The 19,053-nt window shown below is 68.9% G+C and carries 19 protein-coding genes; 5 read left to right on the top strand and 14 right to left on the bottom strand.

The annotated features are described in order from the left end of the window. Positions 1-103: 103 nt before the first annotated feature. The 4 genes from MFF24_RS02505 to MFF24_RS02490 are packed head-to-tail and all read right to left on the bottom strand — an operon-like array spanning position 104 to position 4,465. A complete protein-coding gene (locus MFF24_RS02505; protein ID WP_238222149.1) occupies positions 104-1,132 on the bottom strand; it encodes a Gfo/Idh/MocA family protein in 1,029 nt (342 codons plus the stop codon). Further along, positions 1,132-2,313: a class I SAM-dependent methyltransferase gene (locus MFF24_RS02500; protein ID WP_238222147.1), complete on the bottom strand. Its 1,182-nt coding sequence runs from the start codon at positions 2,311-2,313 to the stop codon at positions 1,132-1,134. The genes MFF24_RS02505 and MFF24_RS02500 overlap by 1 nt, the downstream gene beginning before the upstream one ends. A 25-nt stretch (positions 2,314-2,338) precedes the next feature. Continuing rightward, positions 2,339-3,217 carry an HD domain-containing protein gene (locus tag MFF24_RS02495; protein WP_238222879.1) on the bottom strand — a complete coding sequence of 293 codons (879 nt, stop codon included), beginning with the start codon at positions 3,215-3,217 and terminating at the stop codon, positions 2,339-2,341. Positions 3,218-3,271: 54 nt separating this feature from the next. Beyond that, positions 3,272-4,465: an inositol-3-phosphate synthase gene (locus tag MFF24_RS02490; protein ID WP_133088561.1), complete on the bottom strand. Its 1,194-nt coding sequence runs from the start codon at positions 4,463-4,465 to the stop codon at positions 3,272-3,274. Between the two features lie 315 nt (positions 4,466-4,780). Between MFF24_RS02490 and MFF24_RS02485 the strand changes: the two genes are divergently transcribed. Beyond that, complete coding sequence (locus tag MFF24_RS02485) at positions 4,781-5,899, top strand: transglycosylase SLT domain-containing protein (RefSeq protein WP_238222144.1); 1,119 nt, start codon at positions 4,781-4,783, stop codon at positions 5,897-5,899. Positions 5,900-5,911: 12 nt separating this feature from the next. On the opposite strand, the gene dgcA is transcribed toward MFF24_RS02485, so the two are convergent. From dgcA to MFF24_RS02465, 4 genes are all read right to left on the bottom strand, one after another. Then, entirely contained in the window at positions 5,912-6,892 is a 981-nt protein-coding gene (gene dgcA / locus MFF24_RS02480) for an N-acetyl-D-Glu racemase DgcA (protein ID WP_238222143.1), read from the bottom strand. 13 nt (positions 6,893-6,905) lie between these two features. Beyond that, on the bottom strand, positions 6,906-7,916 hold the full coding sequence (dgcN, locus tag MFF24_RS02475; protein ID WP_238222142.1) for an N-acetyltransferase DgcN: 1,011 nt from the start codon (positions 7,914-7,916) through the stop codon (positions 6,906-6,908). A gap of 287 nt (positions 7,917-8,203) precedes the next feature. After that, positions 8,204-10,039, bottom strand: a complete 1,836-nt coding sequence (gene ilvD / locus MFF24_RS02470; protein WP_238222141.1) for a dihydroxy-acid dehydratase — start codon at positions 10,037-10,039, stop codon at positions 8,204-8,206. A gap of 156 nt (positions 10,040-10,195) precedes the next feature. Further along, on the bottom strand, positions 10,196-11,758 hold the full coding sequence (locus MFF24_RS02465) for a 2-isopropylmalate synthase (RefSeq protein ID WP_238222140.1): 1,563 nt from the start codon (positions 11,756-11,758) through the stop codon (positions 10,196-10,198). A gap of 420 nt (positions 11,759-12,178) precedes the next feature. On the opposite strand from MFF24_RS02465, the gene MFF24_RS02460 reads away from it, so the two are divergent. Beyond that, positions 12,179-12,511 (top strand): hypothetical protein, encoded by a 333-nt coding sequence (locus MFF24_RS02460; protein WP_108940571.1) that lies wholly within the window; start codon positions 12,179-12,181, stop codon positions 12,509-12,511. An 18-nt stretch (positions 12,512-12,529) separates the two neighbouring features. Here MFF24_RS02460 and MFF24_RS02455 read toward each other — a convergent pair whose 3' ends face one another. From MFF24_RS02455 to pdxY, 3 genes are read right to left on the bottom strand one after another with little or no spacing between them, the layout of a single operon-like run. Then, positions 12,530-13,261 carry an NUDIX hydrolase gene (locus tag MFF24_RS02455; RefSeq protein ID WP_238222138.1) on the bottom strand — a complete coding sequence of 244 codons (732 nt, stop codon included), beginning with the start codon at positions 13,259-13,261 and terminating at the stop codon, positions 12,530-12,532. Continuing rightward, positions 13,251-14,180 carry a PhzF family phenazine biosynthesis protein gene (locus MFF24_RS02450; protein ID WP_238222137.1) on the bottom strand — a complete coding sequence of 310 codons (930 nt, stop codon included), beginning with the start codon at positions 14,178-14,180 and terminating at the stop codon, positions 13,251-13,253. Before MFF24_RS02450 ends, MFF24_RS02455 begins: the two co-directional genes overlap by 11 nt. Before the next feature lie 18 nt (positions 14,181-14,198). Beyond that, on the bottom strand, positions 14,199-15,050 hold the full coding sequence (pdxY, locus tag MFF24_RS02445) for a pyridoxal kinase PdxY (RefSeq protein ID WP_238222135.1): 852 nt from the start codon (positions 15,048-15,050) through the stop codon (positions 14,199-14,201). 115 nt (positions 15,051-15,165) lie between these two features. Between pdxY and MFF24_RS02440 the strand changes: the two genes are divergently transcribed. From MFF24_RS02440 to MFF24_RS02430, 3 genes are all read left to right on the top strand, one after another. Further along, on the top strand, positions 15,166-15,687 hold the full coding sequence (locus MFF24_RS02440) for a DedA family protein (RefSeq protein WP_133088572.1): 522 nt from the start codon (positions 15,166-15,168) through the stop codon (positions 15,685-15,687). 6 nt (positions 15,688-15,693) lie between these two features. After that, the gene (locus MFF24_RS02435; protein WP_238222132.1) at positions 15,694-16,473 is read left to right on the top strand and encodes a cobalamin-binding protein; all 780 of its coding nucleotides are present in this window, start codon (positions 15,694-15,696) and stop codon (positions 16,471-16,473) included. A gap of 84 nt (positions 16,474-16,557) precedes the next feature. Further along, positions 16,558-17,043: an MmcB family DNA repair protein gene (locus MFF24_RS02430; RefSeq protein ID WP_238222131.1), complete on the top strand. Its 486-nt coding sequence runs from the start codon at positions 16,558-16,560 to the stop codon at positions 17,041-17,043. Here MFF24_RS02430 and MFF24_RS02425 read toward each other — a convergent pair. The 3 genes from MFF24_RS02425 to fumC are packed head-to-tail and all read right to left on the bottom strand — an operon-like array spanning position 16,966 to position 18,941. Then, on the bottom strand, positions 16,966-17,274 hold the full coding sequence (locus MFF24_RS02425) for a ribbon-helix-helix domain-containing protein (RefSeq protein WP_238222877.1): 309 nt from the start codon (positions 17,272-17,274) through the stop codon (positions 16,966-16,968). The two genes, MFF24_RS02430 and MFF24_RS02425, sit on opposite strands and share 78 nt — an antisense overlap. Continuing rightward, positions 17,274-17,462, bottom strand: a complete 189-nt coding sequence (locus tag MFF24_RS02420) for a DUF4169 family protein (RefSeq protein ID WP_108940563.1) — start codon at positions 17,460-17,462, stop codon at positions 17,274-17,276. Before MFF24_RS02420 ends, MFF24_RS02425 begins: the two co-directional genes overlap by 1 nt. Before the next feature lie 60 nt (positions 17,463-17,522). Then, complete coding sequence (gene fumC / locus MFF24_RS02415; RefSeq protein WP_238222130.1) at positions 17,523-18,941, bottom strand: class II fumarate hydratase; 1,419 nt, start codon at positions 18,939-18,941, stop codon at positions 17,523-17,525. Positions 18,942-19,053: the final 112 nt, after the last annotated feature.

Genomic DNA, 19,053 nt, shown 5'->3' with positions numbered 1-19,053 from the left:
GATCCTCTCATTCCCGCACGGCGGCTGGAGGATCCATCGAGGCCGCTCACGCGGCAGCTCAGGATGAGAGCTTTGGTTGGATGCGCCGGTCTCCTTCCAAATGTCAGGCCGCGTCGCGGCCGGCCGGTGTGCCCGCCGCCGCGTAGGCGCGGGCGATCAGGCGCATGGTGTGGAGGTCGCGCTCCGCGTCCCAGGCCCTTCGGGCCTCGGGGTCGCGCAGGGCACGGCCGAAGGCGCGCACCTGTTCGAGGAAAGGCGAGGCGGTCTCGTCGAAGGTGATGTTCTCGGCCCGGCCGTCGGCGCCGTCGGTGAGGGTGACGGTGCCGCCCGCCGTCTGTCCCATCGTGTCGATGGCCGTCAGCAGGCCCCGCGTACCGACCACTTCGAGGCGGCGCCGGGGCAGCGCGTCGGGGCAGTTATAGGCCACGTTGAGCTGGGCGAGGGCGCCCGATCCGGTGCGGCCGATCAGCAGGGCACCGTCGTCGACGGCGTAATCCTGGGCGCGGGCCTGGGTCATGGCGGCAATGTCTTCGATCGGCTCGCCGAGCAGGAAATCGACGAGATCGATTCCGTGGGGCGCCAGATCCATCAGCGCGCCGCCGCCCGCCTGGGCGGGGTCAATGCGCCAGTTGTCCTGGCCCCGAAACGAGGTCCAGGCGCGGTCGAGCCAGCAGGCATAGACGATGCGCACCGCCGTCACCGTGCCGAGCCGGCCCTCGCAGATCAGCTCGCGCATGGCGCGGTGGCCGGGATGGTGGCGCTGGTCGAAGGCGGTGCCGTAGAAGGCACCCGACCTGCGCACCGCCGCTGCCATCGCCTCCGCATCGACGAGCGAGGCCGCCATCGGCTTCTCGCACAGCACCGCCTTGCCAGCGGCGCAAAGCGCCTCCACGGCGCCGCGATGCAGGTGGTTCGGGGTCGCGACGTAGACGGCGTCGACCTCAGGCTCGGCGATGAGGCCGGCGAGATCGGCATGAGCCCGCGCGCCCTCGGCCTCCGCCGCCGCGCGCGAATCCGCCCCCGGATCAGCCACGGCGATGAGGCGGTGCCCGGCGGCACGAATGCCGGGCGCCATGTAGTCGCGGGCGACCCATCCGTAGCCGACGATGCCCCAGCCGATGCTCTCCACCATCACCAGCGCTCCGGCAGGTCGACATATTCGCGGCGGCGCACCCGGTCCGTCTCGGGCGCATCCGGCTTGCCAGCCCAGTCGATGGCCTCCGGGCCGTCCGAGTGCAGGGGGTAGGTCGCCAGCGACGCGTATTCCGCCTCGTAGCGCTCCGACGGCCAGCGTATCGCAAACCCCCCCTCATCGGGCACGTAGAGCGGGTTGAGATGCAGGGCAGCGTCGGGCGGCGGCAGGGTGATGCCGTCGACGAGCGCGCGGGGCGCCGGGCGCATGCCGGGGCCGGCCACGACGGAGAAGGCCTCGCAGGCCTGCAGATGGCGCGGTTCGCGCGGCTGTGGCGTACGGGCCTCGACCAGGGCGCGGGTCAGCTCGGCATCGTCGTAGACGAGCCCGTCGGGAAACAGTTCCTCGATCTCGGCCGAGGAGATCGCCTTGCCGGCTGAGAAGCCGGGCTGGCCGCTGTTATGGATGTGGCTGAGGGCGAGCCAGCCCTCCTCCCCGGCCGTCTGGCGCAGGCAGGCGAGGATGCCGGGCTTGTCGTCGAGGAAGTAGAAGGCGTCGTTGCAGATCACGAGATCGACGGGCGCCTCGGGGATCGGCCAGTTCGGCGACGTGGCGTCGAAGCAGAAGAGCTGCGCCTTCTCGCCCACCACCCAGTGGCGGGCGACCCACAGCTTGGCGAAGACCACGTCGGCGCCCGCGACCTTGACGCCGCGGCGCTTCAGCTCACGAAGGTAATGGCCGATGCCGCAGGCAAGCTCGAACGCGCAAACCGGATTGTTCCAGTGCGCCTCGAGCAGGCTCAGGCCCGCCAGGAAGGTCGGGTCGGTCCAGCGGTTGACGAAGTAATCGCCGACGCGGCCCCAACCGAGCCACTCCACGGCTTGGCGCAGCGAAGCACTCTCGCGTTCGCGCACCAGCCGACGCAGGGCGTCGGGATCGGCCGGCGGGCCGGTCCACCAATCGTCCTGATCGGCGAGCAGGAGGACGAGGGCATCCTCCGCCCGATCATGATCGAGATGGTCGAGTGCGGCCGCGACGAGGCTGTCGCGGCCGGTGCGAAGATAGGGAATGCCGTCGATGACCGGCCAGCGCGCCCCGGTCTCGACGTCGCGCAGGGCGTGCGCGCCGTCGGCCTTGAGCCGGTGGCCGGTCTCCGGCGAGAGGAGATCGAAGGGGATCATGAGAACTGCCGGACAGCGCGAAACGTCACGGGATGCGCATATCGGTCAGAACGCGATCCTGGAAAGCCTTGACCGGCCCGGCATGGACCAGTTCCATCTCGCCGAGCACCGTGTCCATGGTCAGCGAGGCCGCCCGCAGATGCTGGGCGATCTGCAGGACGCGGTCGATGGAATCGGCGGCATGGAAGGCGCGGCCCTCCGCCGTCGCATCGTCCGGCAGGACGAGGCGGGCGGCACGGACGGTTTCGCGTAGCGGCGGCGCCAGTTCGTCCAACGCCCATTCCGAGCAGCGCCCGACGATCGGCCAGAGGTGGTCGCCGAGCAGCATCTCACCGGTGAAGCCGGCATCCGGCATCGCCGCGTTGTGGAAGTGGTGCGCCATGCTCGCGAGGAAGACGGTTGTCGCATCGGCCCGGTAGAACGGGCTGAGCAGCACGCCGTAGACCGCAACGACGAGGCAGTGCTCGGCGTGATTCTCCGGCGGCTCCAGCAGGATCCGCGGTTTGCCGGGACAGGTCACGCCGGCCCGCGGCTGCTGCGCCAGGGCCGAGACGAAGCCGGGCACCGGCCCCGCCGGCAGCGCGGCAGGGTTTCGCAGGCACGCCGCCAGCCGCTCGCGCAGGTCGGCATCGACCGGGCCTGAGACAGCATCGAGCCCTGCGACCAGCACCCCGGAGGCCTGCGACTCGTCGAGACCCGCCGCCGCGAGGAAGGCGGCATCGAGATCGCAGAGCCGTGAGGCGGCGAGCGCCTTAGCGGTGATGTCGAGAGCCACCGTCTCCGGCGCGGCGCCGCCGGTGAGCGCCGACCAGCCCTGTGCGAACAGGCGTTCGGCGATCGAGCCCGCGCGCCCCGCCGAGCGGACGCGCTTGAGATCGCCGAGTTCGACCAGCAATTCCCGCATGGCGACGGGCGCTGCCGGTCCGGCGTCAGAGAAACCCGTCACGGGCGCGAGCCGTTACTGCTGCACGCCGAGCCAATCGAACAGCATGCGCTGCTGTTTGCCGAAATCGTGCTCCGGGCCGTGGCCGTTCTTCACCATGGGCGCTTTGAAGAAGGTCGAGAGCTGCTCCTGTACGCCACCATCGCCGCGGCTCTTGGCGAGGTCGAGGACCCTGGCGATCTCGATGACGAGCGGTGCGGCCAGGATCGAGTCCTTGCAGAGGAAGTTCACCTTGATCTGCATGCGCTGACCCATGAAGCCGGTGACGTCGATGTTGTCCCAGGCTTCCTTGTCGTCGCCGCGCGGGCGGTAATAGTGGATGTGAACCAGGTGGTCCTCGACGGGATAGCCGAGGATCGAATCGAGCACCGTGCCCTTGGTGTTGAGCTTCGACTGCAGCGAGTTCGGGTCGTTCAGCGCGAGACCGTCGCGGTTGCCGAGGATGTTGGTCGAGAACCAGCCGTCGACGTGAAGCTGGCGGGCCTTCAGGGCGGGCGCCAGAACCGTCTTCATCATGGTCTGGCCGGTCTTGCCGTCCTTGCCGGCCACCGGGACGTTGAGTTCGCGGGCAAGCTCCATCAGCGCCGGCACGTCGGCGGCGACGGAAGGCGTGAAGTTCGCGTAGGGCACGCCGCTCTTGATGGCGGCGTAGGCGTAGAGCATCGCGGGCGAGATCGACTCATCGCTCGAATCCAGCCCCTTCTCGAAAGCCTCGGCCGAGTTGAGAACCGGGTCGGCGAGGTCGGGCCAGCGCTCCGTCGAGGCGAGGTTAATCACCACGACGTCGTCGAGGTTACTTTCCTTGCGGAAGCGGTTGAGGTCGTTGGCGATGACGGAGACGGTCTCGCGATGGTCCTTGGCGACGATGCGGTTGCCGCCGTCGATGTTCTTACAGAACTTGGCCGAGCCGACCGCCGGCCAGGGGGTGATGCCCTTGAGGGCCTGGGCGCCGTTCTCGATGTCCTCGCGGGTCAGCACGCCGTGACCAGTGGCGGCGGAGGCAAGGTCGTCGCCGTTCAGGTCCCAGCCGCCGAAGACGAGATCCTTGTAGTCGGCCATGCCGGCGACAGGCACGCCCGCGAGCGGCAGTCCATCCAGACGGTTCGAACCCGATTTGATGGTTTCGATGCCGGCGATAGCTGTCGTTGCGACTGCACCGCCCATGCCAACGAACGCCACTCCGACGCGTCGACCGGTCTGAATGCCCATGGGAACTCGATCTTTCTGCTCTGTGGCGCTGACGCCTTAGGTTGTGCCCTAACTGGTCGCCGCGCGGCCCATGACAACTGTGACCGACCTAGAGCGTTCCAGCACCAACACTGCCATCTTTGCCGCAGGCCAGCATTCGGCCGACCTGCATCGATTGGTTAAAATATCGTAAACACAATGGCTTAACGCAGCATTAACGGGATCACGTTTGGATCACGCGGTGGTCCCATTGTGGTCACACCCGGCGGCGAAACCTCCGCCGGTCAAAACGAAGCCCGGCACCCAAGAACGCCGAGGCATCAACAAGGAAGACCGATGGGGGTTTACCCGGAGCCGGCGCTCTGCGCCGACGACGTGAGCCGACTCGTGCCGTGCGGGTCGAATGCCAGCAATGACTTCGCCCCGCGCCCGTCGCGCGGCCGTTCTCTGCTCGTGCGCGGCTTCGCCACTGTAGCCACCGGCGTCACCCTGCTGATGGCCGCGCCCCAAGCGGTGTCGGCCTATGAGAACGCAGAAGTGTCCGCATCGATCCCGATGATGGTGCGTGCCGATCTTCGTCCCGCCGGTGCGGACCTGGAATGGGGCGGCACCGCGCTGCTCGGCCAGGATGGCGGACTGACCGCCCCGATCGAGCGCCTGCAGGCGTCGTTCACGAATCCGCGCTCGGACAACGACGACGAGATCCTGCGCTTCGGCACCATGAGCGTGCCGCGTCCCCTGGTGGAGACGATCCTGAAGGCCTCCGAGGTGACCGGCGTCGATCCGGTCTACATGATGGCGCTGGCCGACAAGGAGTCGAGCTTCGACACGAGCGTGAAGTCCTCGGCCTCCTCGGCACAGGGCCTGTTCCAGTTCGTCACCGGCACGTGGCTGGAGATGATCCGCCAGTACGGCGCCAAGCACGGCCTCGCCACCGAGGCTGCGGCGGTGAAGGGGCAGGGCACGGGCATCACCATCGCCGATGCGGGCCTGCGCAAGCGTGTGCTCGACCTGCGCAACGACCCCTACATCTCCGGCCTGATGGCGGGTGAGCTGATCAAGCGCGACCGCAGCCGGATCGAGGCCCGGATCGGCCGCGAGTTGAAGACAACCGAACTCTACCTTGCGCATTTCCTCGGCACGGCGAGCGCCGGCAAGTTCCTCTCGCTCAGCGCCGAGGATCCGGACAAGGTCGCTCAGGCCGCCTTTGGCCGCGCCGCGCGCGCCAACCGCGCCATCTTCACCGCCAAGGACGGTGCCAAGCGCCGCAGCCTCACCGTGGCGGAAGTCCACGAGAAGCTCGACGGCATGATCGACCAGCGCATGAGCCAGTACCAAGCCATCGCCGACCTCGCGCAGCAGATGACCGACGAGTCGGCCGAGCCGATCCTCGACGCCCGCCTGCGCCTCAACGACTCCGTGGCGCCCTCGCTGGCGCTCCACACGGTGCAGTAGGCGCCTCCGGTCTCACCCCCACAGTTCGGGCAACGGCGGATGGACGGTGCTGCCCTCGTAGCGCAGGGCCGGCTCGCGATCCTGGCCCAGCAGGAGCGGCCCGTCGAGATCGACATAGGCGGCGTGATGCGCGAGCAGCATCGCCGGGGCCATGGCGAGCGACGAGCCGACCATGCAGCCGACCATGATCTCGAAGCCGCGCGCCCGAGCCTCGTGCACGAGCTTCAGCGCCTCGGTGAGGCCGCCGGCCTTGTCGAGCTTGATGTTGATCGCGTCGTAACGCCGGGCCAGGGCGTCGAGCCCGGCACGGTCGTGCAGGCTCTCGTCGGCGCAGATCGGAATCGTGCGGTCGATCGCGGCCAGGAGTTCGTCCTCACCCGCCGGCAAGGGCTGCTCGATCAGGTCGACGCCGGCCGCCGCGCAGGCCATGAGGTTGTCGCGGATCGTCTCCGGCCGCCACGCCTCGTTGGCATCGACGATGAGACGGGATTCGGGCGCGCCTCGGCGCACCGCGGCGATCCGCTCGGGATCGCCCTCGCCGCCGAGCTTCACCTTTAGGAGCGGCCGGTGCGCGGCCGCGCGGGCCGCCTCCTCCATCGCCTCAGGGCCCCCGAGGCTCAAGGTATAGGCCGTGGTGACCGGCACCGGCGCGGCAAGGCCAGCGAGCTCATAGGCGGGCGTACCGGTGCGCTTCGCCTCGAGATCCCATAGGGCGCAATCCAGCGCATTGCGGGCGGCGCCCGGCTTCATACGGCCGGCGAGATCGAAGCGCCCTCCCCCGCCGTCGATCCAATCCGCCTGCTGTTCAAGCGCGGCGACGACGCTCTCGACCGTCTCGTCGTAGCGGGCGTAGGGCACGCACTCGCCCCGGCCTCGAAACCGGCCGTCCTCGACGGTCGCGACGACGACGACCGCCTCGGTGCGGCTACCGCGGGAGATCGTGAACGATCCGGCGATGGGAAAGCACTCGACGGCAACAGTCAGACGCGGCATCGGCAGCTCTCCCTCAGGCCGGGAACTCGGCGGCGATTCGATCCACGATCCCCCCGACGCCGAAGCGCACGGGATCGGTGGCGGGCAGACCATGGGCGGCCTCCGTCTCGCGCAGCAGCGTGAGGGCCTGCGGCTCGGTGAGCGCCTGCGTGTTCACGGCGATGCCCACGGGGCGGATGCCGGGATTGGTGAGGGAGCCGCAGCGAATCGTCAGATCGATCACGTCCTGGATCGTCGGCAGGTTCGCCTCGACGCCGCGCATCCGCGTGCGGGTCGGCTCGTGGCAGACAACGAAGGCATCGGCCTGCGCCCCGTGCAACAGGCCGAGGCTGACGCCGGCAAAGGAGGGATGGAACAGCGAGCCCTGCCCCTCGATCAGATCCCAGTGGTTCAGATCAGCGGCGGGCGCCACCCACTCGACGGCCCCTGAGATGAAGTCGGCCACCACCGCGTCGATGGCCACACCGCGGCCGGAGATGAACACGCCTGTCTGGCCCGTCGCGCGGAAGTCGGCATCGAAGCCGCGCTCGCGCATGCCGCGCTCCAGGGCGAGCGCGGTGTATTTCTTTCCGACGGAGCAATCGGTGCCGACGGTCAGCAGGCGCCGACCTGGCCGCTTCGTGCCCTTGCCGGTGGGGAAGGTCTCGGTGGTGTGGCGGACATCGTGCAGGGCGCGGCCATTGCGCTTCGCAGCCTCGGCGATCTGGGGGATCGAGCCGAGGCGCACGTGCAGCCCGCTGGCCACGTCGAGGCCTGCATCGAGCGCGGTGACGATCTCCGTCACCCAGTGCTCGGGCAGCACACCGCCGGCATTGACCACACCGACCACCATGGTCTTGCAGCCCTTGGCGACCGCCTCTTCCAGCGTCAGGTCGGGAATGCCGAGATCGGCGGCGCAGCCTTCCATCCGAAGCTGGCCGACGCACCATTCGGGACGCCAATCGTTGATGCCGTAGGCGGTCTTCGCGGCGAGCCGGTCCGGCACGTCGCCGAGGAACATCAGGTAGGGCGTGGCGATCTGCATGGGTTCGACGTCTCTCCCATCCGGTGCGAAGCACGGCCTGAGAACGCGTCTATGCGTGATCCGTGCCCGATGCGCGAGTGCGAGCCGCCGCAATCTGCGGAATCGCATCCTTCCTCTGGCTGAGGCGCTCGAGGCACGCGAGCCTCGAAGCACGCGCCACCGGTTCTGCCACGGCTTTCCGCGATGCGCCGGGCCTGGATCAACCGCGCGCCGTGCGTCGAGGTGCGCTTTCGCAGGCGCCTCAGCATGAGGAGCGGGGTAGGATCCAGAACCACCGTTTGGGCCGACTAATCCTCGATCTTCCTCACCGCGCCCTTGGCGGCGCTGGTGGCGAGCATCGCGTAGGCACGAAGGGCCGTGCTGACCTTGCGCTTGCGGGGAGCGGCCGGGCGCCAGCCCTCCGCATCGCGGGCAGCGCGGCGCTCGGCGAGCACCGCCTCGTCCACGGCGAGATGGATGCGGCGGTTCGGGATGTCGATCTCGATCGGATCGCCCTGTTCGACGAGTCCGATCAGCCCGCCCTCGGCGGCTTCCGGCGAGACGTGGCCGATGGACAAGCCCGAGGAGCCGCCGGAAAAGCGGCCGTCGGTGACCAGTGCGCAGGCTTTGCCGAGGCCCTTCGATTTCAGGTAGCTCGTCGGATAGAGCATCTCCTGCATGCCGGGGCCGCCGCGGGGACCCTCATAGCGGATCAGCACCACTTCGCCCGCCTTCACCCGGCCGTTGAGGATGCCGTCCACCGCCGCGTCCTGGCTCTCGAAAACGTGGGCCGTGCCGGTGAAGGTGAGGATCGAGGCGTCGACGCCGGCCGTCTTCACGATGCAGCCGTCTTCCGCCAAGTTGCCGTAGAGCACCGCGAGGCCGCCGTCCTTCGAATAGGCGTGCTCGGCGTCGCGGATGACGCCCTTTTCTCGGTCGAGGTCGAGTTCATCCCAGCGCGAGGCTTGGCTGAAGGCGACCTGGGTCGGCACGCCGCCCGGCGCCGCGCGGAAGAATTCCTGCACCGAGGGACTCTGGGTCTTTGTCACGTCCCAGCGGTCGAGCGCTGCGCCGAGTGTGCCCGAACCGACATTGCCAACGGTGCGATCGATCAACCCGGCGCGATCGAGTTCGCCGAGGATGCCCATGATGCCCCCGGCCCGGTGCACGTCCTCCATGTGGATGTCCGCGACCGCGGGCGCGACCTTGCACAGCACCGGCACCCGGCGCGAAAGCCGGTCGATATCGGCCATGGTGAACGGCACCTCGCCCTCGTGCGCGGCAGCCAGCAGGTGCAGCACCGTATTGGTCGAGCCGCCCATGGCGATGTCGAGCGTCATCGCGTTCTCGAACGCGGCCATGGTTGCGATCGCGCGCGGCAGCACGCTGGCGTCGTCCTGCTCGTAGTGGCGGCGAGCCAGATCGACGATGAGGTGCCCGGCCTCGACGAAGAGGCGCTTGCGGTCGGCATGCGTGGCCAGCGTCGAGCCATTGCCCGGCAGCGACAGGCCGAGCGCCTCGGTGAGGCAGTTCATGGAATTGGCCGTGAACATGCCCGAGCAGGAGCCGCAGGTCGGGCAGGCCGAGCGCTCGATGACCGCGACGTCCTCGTCGGAGACACGGTCGTCGGCCGCCGCCACCATGGCGTCGACGAGGTCGAACTTGCGGGTGACGCCGTTCATCACGACCTTGCCGGCCTCCATCGGCCCGCCGGAGACGAAGACCGCCGGGATGTTGAGGCGAAGCGCCGCCATCAGCATGCCGGGGGTGATCTTGTCGCAGTTCGAGATGCAGACCATGGCGTCGGCGCAATGCGCGTTGACCATGTACTCGACGGAATCGGCGATCAGCTCGCGCGACGGCAGCGAGTAGAGCATCCCGTCATGGCCCATGGCGATGCCGTCATCGACCGCGATGGTGTTGAATTCCTTGGCGACGCCGCCGGCCTGCTCGATCTCGCGGGCGACAAGCTGGCCGAGATCCTTCAGGTGGACGTGGCCGGGCACGAACTGCGTGAACGAGTTCACCACCGCGATGATCGGCTTGCCGAAGTCCGAATCCTTCATGCCCGTGGCCCGCCACAGGCCGCGGGCGCCGGCCATGTTGCGGCCGTGGGTGGTGGTGCGGGAGCGATAGGCGGGCATTCTTTATCGACTTTGCGACTTCAAAACGTGATGCGCCGTCACGGCGCCAAATCCGTCATTGCGAGGCGAAGCCGTGGCAATCCAGGGCACTGCACGATCCGGACAGGTCGCGCTGCTGGATTGCTTCGCTGCCGCTCGCAATGACGGCGAGCGTGATCACACCACCGCAGCGTGCTGGGCGTGCAGCCGTACGGAGGCCGCCGAGAGCTTGTTCAGCGCCGACAGATACGCCTTGGCCGAGGCCACCAGCGTGTCCGGGTCGGCGCCGCGGGCCGTGACCGAACTCTCGCCGGCCTTGAGCCGAACCGAGACTTCGGCCTGCGCGTCGGTCCCCTCGGTCACGGCGTGAACCTGATACAGTTCGAGCATGGCATCGTGAGGCACGATGGCGTGGATCGCGTTGAACACCGCATCCACCGGCCCGTTGCCGTCGGCCTCCTCGGTGAAGGTGCGGCCGTCCATCTCGATCTTCATCGTGGCGCGCTGCGGGCCGCGCGTACCCGCAATGACCGAGAGCGAGACCAGCTTGATGCGGTCGCGGGCGGTGGCGAGGTTCTGATCGACCAGCGCCTCGATATCCTCGTCGTAGACGTGCTTCTTGCGATCGGCGAGATCCTTGAAGCGCTCGAACACGTCCTGGAACTGGTTGTCGGACAGCGAGATGCCGAGCTCGCCGAGCTTCGACTTGAACGCGGCCCGGCCCGAATGCTTGCCCATCACCAGCGAGGTCTTGGCCAAGCCGACGGAGGCCGGGGTCATGATCTCGTAGGTCTCGGAATGCTTGAGCATGCCGTCCTGGTGGATGCCGCTCTCGTGGGCGAAGGCGTTCCGGCCGACGATGGCCTTGTTGTACTGCACGGGGAAGTTCGCCGCGTGGCTGACGAGCTTCGAGGCGCGGGTCAGCATCGTCGTGTCGATGCCGGTGTCGTAGGGCATCACGTCGGCGCGTGTGCGGATCGCCATGACGATCTCTTCGAGCGCGGCGTTGCCCGCCCGCTCGCCGATGCCGTTGATCGTGCACTCGATCTGCCGGGCGCCGCCCTCCAGGCCGGCGAGCGAGTTCGCCACCGCCAATCCCAGATCGTTGTGGCAATGCACCGAGAAGATCGCCTTGTCTGCGTTCGGCACGCGCTCACGCACGGCACGGAACATCGCGCCGTATTCTTGCGGCGTGGCGTAGCCCACCGTGTCGGGCAGGTTGATGGTGGTGGCGCCCGAGCGGATCGCCGCCTCGACGCAGCGGCAGAGATAGTCGATGTCAGTGCGGGTCGCGTCCATGGCGGACCATTCCACGTCCTCGACGAGGTCGCGGGCCTGCGCCACGGTCTTCAGGATGATCTCGATCACCTCGTCCTGCGTCTTGCGCATCTGGTGGGCGAGGTGGATCGCCGAGGTCGAGACGAAGGTATGGATGCGCCCGCGCTCGGCATGGCGCACCGCCTCGCCCGCACGGGCGATGTCGGCCGGGATGGCGCGGGCGAGGCCGGCCACGGTGGCGCGCTTGGTGCGCCGGGCAATCTCGGAGACGGCCTCGAAATCGCCGTTGGAGGCAATGGGGAAGCCCGCTTCGATGATGTCGACGCCCATTCCGTCGAGCAGCTCGGCCACCGCCAGCTTCTCGTCCAGCGTCATGGTGGCGCCGGGGCACTGCTCGCCGTCGCGCAGCGTCGTGTCGAAGATGACGACGCGGTCCTTCGCGCTCTGAGTGGTGTTCGCCATGAGTTTTCGTTCCTCGCAGCCAGCGCGCTCGACTCATCGGGAGCGGCGCCGGAAAACCTGTCTTCCGGTTAACGAGCGGCATCCCCTGAGAGCCCAGGCGATCGCGCCCGGACGGCCCTCAGGGGCGGCTAAGAAGCAGGCCTACGAGAACGAGCGCGCAGGACGGCGCAGCCGCAAAAGCGGCGCCCTCGTTCGTCTGCACGGAGCGGCCAGGGGCCACGCTCGATTCTCCTGAAAGGCTGACTCGCCGGCAAACCGCCTGCGACCAGGGAGCCGGTATGTACCGATTGGCAGGGATCGTGACAAGCACATGCCTGTACCGCGTCACCGTTACGATTGACCGGCCCGAGCGCGAGAGGCACAACCCGCCGGCCAAGCTTGGCTGCAGCGTACCTCCTCTTGCAACCGGAGAGACCCGTCGTGCCCGCGCCGCTTCACCGTGCCGTTTCTCTCGCTCTCCTCGGCTGCGCGCTGAGCGCCTGCCAGTCGAGCGCACCGCCCCCGGTCGCGGCTGTCGCCGCAGCGCCCGCAGCCGCCGTCGCGCCGCTACCGACCGGCACCGGCTGCGGCCCCACCATCGCCCGCACCCAGGCCATCGTCGACGGCGACGTGAAGACCGGCGATCTCTCCGCAGCAGTCGGCACCCGCTTCGGCGCCGACCTGTCCAAGGCCGCGGGCGCCTGCGCCGCCGGCCGCGAGGGAGAGGCGATGAGCCTGCTCGCGGCGGCCAAGGCGCGCTACGGCTACCGGTAACCGCCGGCCTCCCGGTCTTCACTCAGGGAAGACGCTTGCGAGATAGGCCTGTACGAAGCCCGGCATCCGGGCGGCGTCGATATCGGTGCGCGAGCGGGCGATGATGGAGTGGGCGAGTTCCGGCTCGTCCTCACCGCCGCGATGGGCTTCGATGCGGGCTTTCAAGGTCTCGGCATCGCTGTCGAAGCGAACCGGGCGCAGGAAGGCGAGCTGCCCGTCGCCGCGCAGGAGCACCCACTCTTCCTCGGCGCCGTCCGGCAGCGTCAGGCCGGTTTCCTCTAAAAACTCGCGCACGGCGCTCCCGGCGAGATCGACCGTGCCGTCCTCGCGCAGGTCGCCCGGGTCGGGCGTGCCGCAGGGAAAGTAGATCTGGCCCGCATTGGCGGTGTGCGCGCCCATCGCGCCGAGAAGCACGGCGCCGTCGCGGCTATGGGGCACGATCGCCGCGAAGGCGTTCGCCACCAGCGCGTCGGGCACGCCCGCATCGCGGAAGGCGATGAAGCGCGAGTAGGGCACCTCGAACAGGCTCGCCTCGCAGGCGCCGTCCATGACGGCGCAAGCACTGGCGAGGTAGACCGGCCCGTCGAACAGGCCCGGCGTCTTCGCCTTGCGCCGCTGCCAATTGCGGTCGATCGCCTCGGCATTGTCCCGCGCCCAGGCCCAATCGTGATCGACCCGCCGTGCCGAAACGCGTTCGAGGCGGGTGAGGCTGAAGCCGGGGGCAGCTTCGCCCGCGATCTCAACCGACACGCAGCACGCCCTCGCTCACCACCACCGCCTGCCCGCCGATCTCGACGGAGCGGAGCGCACCCCCGTCGATGACGAGTTGGAGATCGATCGTGCTCGGCCGTCCCATGGCAAGGCCCTGGCGGATCACCACGTCGTGCGTTCCCTCGCCCAGGGGCTCGAACTGCATCAGCGCGCCCGCGAAGGCCGCCGCGGCACTCCCCGTCGCCGGATCTTCCGCCACGCCGAGATGTGGCGCGAACATCCGCGTCTGGTAGCGGTGCCCAAGCCCCTCCGGATCAAGGGCATAGAGATAGACGGCGTCGGCCTGCGCCTGGGGAAACAGCCGCTCGAACCGGCCAACATCGAGCCGGGCGCGGGCCAGCGCCTCGCCGGATGCGACCGGCACGAAGGTGAAGAGGGGGCCGGCGCCGTGCCGGCTCGGCTGATGGCGGTTGAAGCCGATCTCGTTCGGCTTGAGCCCCAGGGCGGTGGCCAGGGCGTCCTTCGCGGCCGCCTCGCCGAGATAGGTCGGCAGGACGGGTAGCTTGAAGCGGGCCCGGCCGCTGCGGCCGTCCGAGCCCGCCTCGACGGCGCAGGAGAGGGTGCCGATCTCCGCTTCCAGGCCGAAGGCGGCGGCATCGGCGAGCGCCGCCGCCGGCCGCTCGGCGCGGTCGCGCAGCGCCAGCAGCACCGCCGAACCAACGGTCGGATGTCCGGCGAAGGGCAGCTCGCGGGCCGGCGTGAAGATGCGCAGGCGCGCCCGGTGGCGCGGCTCTTCAGGGGCCAAGACGAACACCGTCTCCGACAGGTTGAACTCGCGGGCGATAGCCTGCATCGCCTCGCCGCTCAGCCCTTCGGCGTCGAGCACCACCGCGAGCGGGTTTCCGGCGAGCGGCGTGTCGGTGAACACGTCGAGGGTGGCGAAGCGGCGTTCCAGCATCACGGTTCCTTGCAGCGTTCAGACGATCTCGACCGGGAAGGCCGCGCTCGGCGCGACGAATTCCTCCTGCGCCGCCACCGTCAGCAGCTCCTCCGAGCCGGCCTCGGCGGTGCGCCGCAGCAGGCCGTGGATCGAGGCCGCCGCCATACCGAGCGCCAGGGCGGCCGATCGGGTGCGCAGGTAATGCACGAGATAGAGCGCGGCGACGGCATCGCCCGCCCCCGAGACCGCTTTCAGGTCGAGCCGGGGCGTGCGCACGCGCCAGAACGAGCCCCCCTCCGCCGCCATCATGTCGATGGCGTCCGGCGGCGTCTCGGCGGTGGCGAGCGAGGTGACGAGCAGGACACGCGGCCCGAGCGCCATCACCGACGCCGCCGCCGCCTTGGCCGCCTCCAGCGTGTCGCTCGGTGCGTCCGAGATCAGGTCGAGTTCGAACTGGTTCGGCGTGAGGATGTCGGCGGCCGGCACCGCCTGCGCACGCATGAAGTCGGCGATACCGGGGCGGACATAGACGCCGGAATAGGTGTCGCCGATCACCGGATCACAGCAATAGAGCGCCTCGCGGTTGGCCGCGCGCACGGCCGCAACCGTGCGCAGGATGGCGGTGCCGATATCGGCCGAGCCCATATAGCCGGAGAGCACCGCGTCGCACGCCTTCAGCGCGCCGCGCTCGGCCACGCCCTGCACCACCTCCTCCACCGCCGGCCCGTCGAAGACGCGCCCGCGCCACTGCCCGTAGCCGGTATGGTTGGAGAACTGCACCGTATGCACCGGCCAGACCTCGACGCCGAGGCGCTGCATCGGAAAGACGGCCGAGGAATTCCCGACATGACCGTAGGCGACGTGCGATTGGATCGACAGGACCTTCATGGTGCTCCGATATCCGCTTCCGCGCCGTGATAGCGCGGCAGAGGGACGCGCGCATCCGATCGATGCGGCGACGCGTTACGGCTCAGCCAGACACGACCCGCCCTCCGGAGTGAGTATGGATTTCGACGCCATCCGCCAATCCGTGCTCACCTTCATCGAGACCCACAAGGCCTGGGCGCCGGTGGTGACCGGCGTCATCGCGTTCTGCGAATCGCTCGCGGTGCTGTCGCTGCTCGTGCCGGCGACCGTGATCCTGCTCGGCATCGGCGCCCTGATCGGCGGCAGCGACCTGCCATTCTGGCCGATGGTGATCGGCGCCGGAATCGGTGCGGGGCTGGGGGACTGGGTCTCCTACGAGGTCGGCTTCTACTACAAGGACGGGATCAAACGCCTCTGGCCGATGAGTCGGCACCCGGAGATGACGGCCAAGGCCGAAGCCTTTCTCCGGCGCTGGGGCGCGGGCGCGATTCTCATCGGCCGCTTTATCGGTCCGGCGCGGGCGGTGGTGCCGCTGGTCGCCGGCAGCTTCGGCCTCCGGCGCATCCCGTTCCAACTCGCCAACTGGAGTTCGGGCTTCGTCTGGGCCTTCGTGATGCTCGCCCCCGGTGCGGGGCTGCTGACATGGCTGCATTATTGAGACGCCATGCGCCGCTTTCCGCCCGAACGAATCGTCTGCCTCACGGAAGAGACCGTCGAGACACTCTACCTGCTCGGAGAGGATCGCCGCATCGTCGGCGTCTCGGGCTACGCCGTGCGCCCGCCGCAGGTGCGCCGTGAGAAGCCGCGGATCTCGGCCTTCACGAGTGCGGACCTGCCCAAGATCCTCGCGCTCGAACCGGACCTCGTCCTCGCCTTTTCCGACCTTCAGGCGGAGATCGTCGCCAATCTCGCTCGGGCGGGGGTGGCGGTCCACCTGTTCAACCAGCGCGACGTGGCCGGCTGCCTCGCGATGATCCGCACCGTCGGCGCCCTGGTCGACGCCGCCGAGCGGGCCGAGGCGCTGGCCCGCGGATACGAGGCGCGCCTTGCGGATGCCGCCGCCGAGACCGCCGGGCGGCCTCGACCAAGGGTATATTTCGAGGAATGGGACGAACCGATGATCTCCGGCATCGGCTGGGTCTCCGACCTGATCGGCTTTGCCGGCGGGCAGGACGTCTTCCCGGAACTGAGTCGGGCTCAGGCCGCGAAGGACCGGATCGTCACCAGCGAGCAGGTGATCGCTGCGGCGCCCGACGTGATCCTCGCCTCGTGGTGCGGCAAGCGGGTCAACGTGGAGCGTATCCGTGCCCGGCCCGGATGGGACGCAATCCCAGCCATCGCGACCGGGCGCATCCATGAAATCAAGTCGCCGCTGATCCTCCAGCCGGGGCCGGCGGCGCTGACGGATGGGTTCGCGGCGATCCGGGCGGCCCTGGCGCTGTGACAAAGCGGCCGGTGACACCGATGGGATCCGGCTGGCAGGATGGGTCGACTCGATTCGGCCGCATCCGCAAGCCACCAGCCCGGCATGTCCACAGCCCTCGCCCACATCGTCCTGCCGCCCGACCGCCGCCAGTCGCCCACCGCGCTGAACATCCAGCGCGGGGTGCGGCGTCTGCTTGCCGAGATGGGCTGCGTGAGCCTGCCGGAATTTTCGCTCGCCAACGGGCGCCGTGCCGATGTGATCGCGCTCTGCGGCGCGGGTCGGCTCACCATCGTCGAGATCAAGTCGAGCGTCGCCGATTTCCGCGCCGACCGGAAATGGCCGGATTACCGCGACTATTGCGACCGCTTCTTCTTCGCGATCCCCGAGACGGTGCCGGAGACGCTGATTCCGGACGAATGCGGTCTGATCGTCGCCGATTCCTTCGGCGCCGCGATTCTGCGCGAGCCGCCGGACCACCCGCTGAGCCCGGCCCGGCGCAAGGCGGTCACCCTACGCTTCGCCCACTCTGCCGCTGGGCTCCTGCACGCCCTGGCCGATCCCGACGCGATCCGTGAGGGGGCTCTCTGACACTTCGGAGGTGCCACGAAAGGCGCTGAGCACGTATACCCGGATCGCCGAGGACAGGTTGCGCTCGCCGCGCCCGGAATCGATCGCGCCGATCAGCGCTTGAACCGAGTGCCCGCGCCCCCGCGCGATTTCCTGAAGCGCCTCCCAGAACTCCGCCTCCAGAGAGACGCTGGTGCGGTGCCCTGCGATCATCACGGAGCGCTTCGCGGTCTCCCGCTGAGGCGCCCGCATCATTCCTTGTCGGGATCAGCGAGGCGGTGGCCCTCGTGGCGGGCTTGCTCGATCGCCTTGCGCGTCTCGGCCAGCGTCTTCGCCTTCTTCGGCCGGCCGAACAGGACGCGGTTCTCCGCTGCCTTGGCCTCTTTCGCCGCCTTCTCACGGTCCTTGCGCACCTGGCGCAGGTTGATGATCTCGGCCATCGCGTCAGCCCCTCCGACGACCCGGCGCGGAAGGCCCGCGCCGGGAAGCGAGTCTAGCGCTTATTCCGCGCTCGGCGCCAGCATGGTTTCGGGGCGCACGACCCGCTCGAACTCCTCGTCCGTGACGTAGCCGAGCCGCAGCGCCTCCTCTTTGAGCGTGGTGCCGTTCTTGTGCGCGGTCTTGGCGATCTCGGCGGCCTTGTCGTAGCCGATCGAGGGGGCGAGCGCCGTCACCAGCATCAGCGAGCGGCTCATCAGGTCGTTGATCCGATCGGTGTTGGCCTTGATGCCGACGACGCAGTTGTCGGTGAAGCTGATCGAGCTGTCGGCGAGCAGCCGCACCGATTGCAGCACCGCGTTGGCGATCACCGGCTTGAACACGTTGAGCTCGAAATGGCCCTGGCTGCCGGCGAAGCTCACCGTGGTGCCGTTGCCGACCACCTGGGCGCAGACCATCGTCAGCGCCTCGCACTGAGTCGGATTGACCTTGCCCGGCATGATCGAGGAACCGGGCTCGTTCTCCGGCAGCGAAAGCTCGCCGAGACCCGAGCGCGGGCCCGAGCCGAGCAGGCGGATGTCGTTGGCGATCTTGAACAGGCCCGAGGCCAGAGCCGTGAGGGCGCCCTGAAGGAAGACGAGGGCGTCGTGGGTGGCGAGCGCCTCGAACTTGTTCTCGGCCGAGGTGAAGGGGAGACCGGTCAGTTCCGCGACCTTGGCCGCGAACCGCTCGGCGAATTCCGGATGCGCGTTGAGTCCGGTGCCGACGGCGGTGCCGCCCTGCGCCAGTGCCAGCACGCCGGGCAGCGTTGCGGCGATGCGGGCGCCGCCGAGCGCCACCTGCGCGGCGTAGCCGGAGAATTCCTGGCCGAGCGAGACCGGGGTCGCGTCCTGCAGGTGGGTGCGGCCGATCTTGACGATGCTCTCGAATTCCTTCGCCTTGGCGTCGAGCGCCGCGTGCAGGTGGGAGAGCGCCGGCAGAAGCCGCTCTTGCACCTCGCGGGCGACCGCAATGTGCATCGCGGTGGGGAAGGTGTCGTTCGAGGACTGACCGCGGTTGCAGTGGTCGTTGGGGTGGACCGGCGATTTGCCGCCGCGCTTGCCCCCGAGCCGCTCGTTGGCGAGGCTCGCGATCACCTCGTTGGCGTTCATGTTGGACTGGGTGCCCGAGCCGGTCTGCCAAACCACCAGCGGGAATTCGTCGTCGTGCTTGCCAGCGACGACCTCGGCGGCGGATTCGGCGATGGCGTCGGCGATCTTGGGATCGAGGCAGCCGAGATCCTTGTTCACCAGGGCGGCGGCCTGCTTGACGATGCCGAGAGCGTGAACGAGCGGCGCCGGCTGGCGCTCGGTGCCGATCTTGAAGTTCTGGATCGAGCGCTGGGTCTGGGCGCCCCAGTAGCGGTGGGCGGGCACCTCGATCGGGCCGAAGGTGTCTGACTCGGTGCGTGTCTCGACGGCAGGGTTCTCGTGCGGCGACATCGTGGCCTCTTCGTTGGCTCGGATGCGGCCCTACTTAACGAAGCACGCTGCCGAGAGCGATGCCGGCCCGAAACCGGGCATGACGCATCGCGCACTCCGTTACCACCGAGGT

This window comes from Methylorubrum aminovorans, assembly GCF_022179725.1.
GTDB classification, from domain to species: Bacteria; Pseudomonadota; Alphaproteobacteria; order Rhizobiales; family Beijerinckiaceae; genus Methylobacterium; species Methylobacterium aminovorans.
Note: the sequence above shows the minus strand (reverse complement) of the source record. Positions and strands in the feature narration are given on the sequence as shown.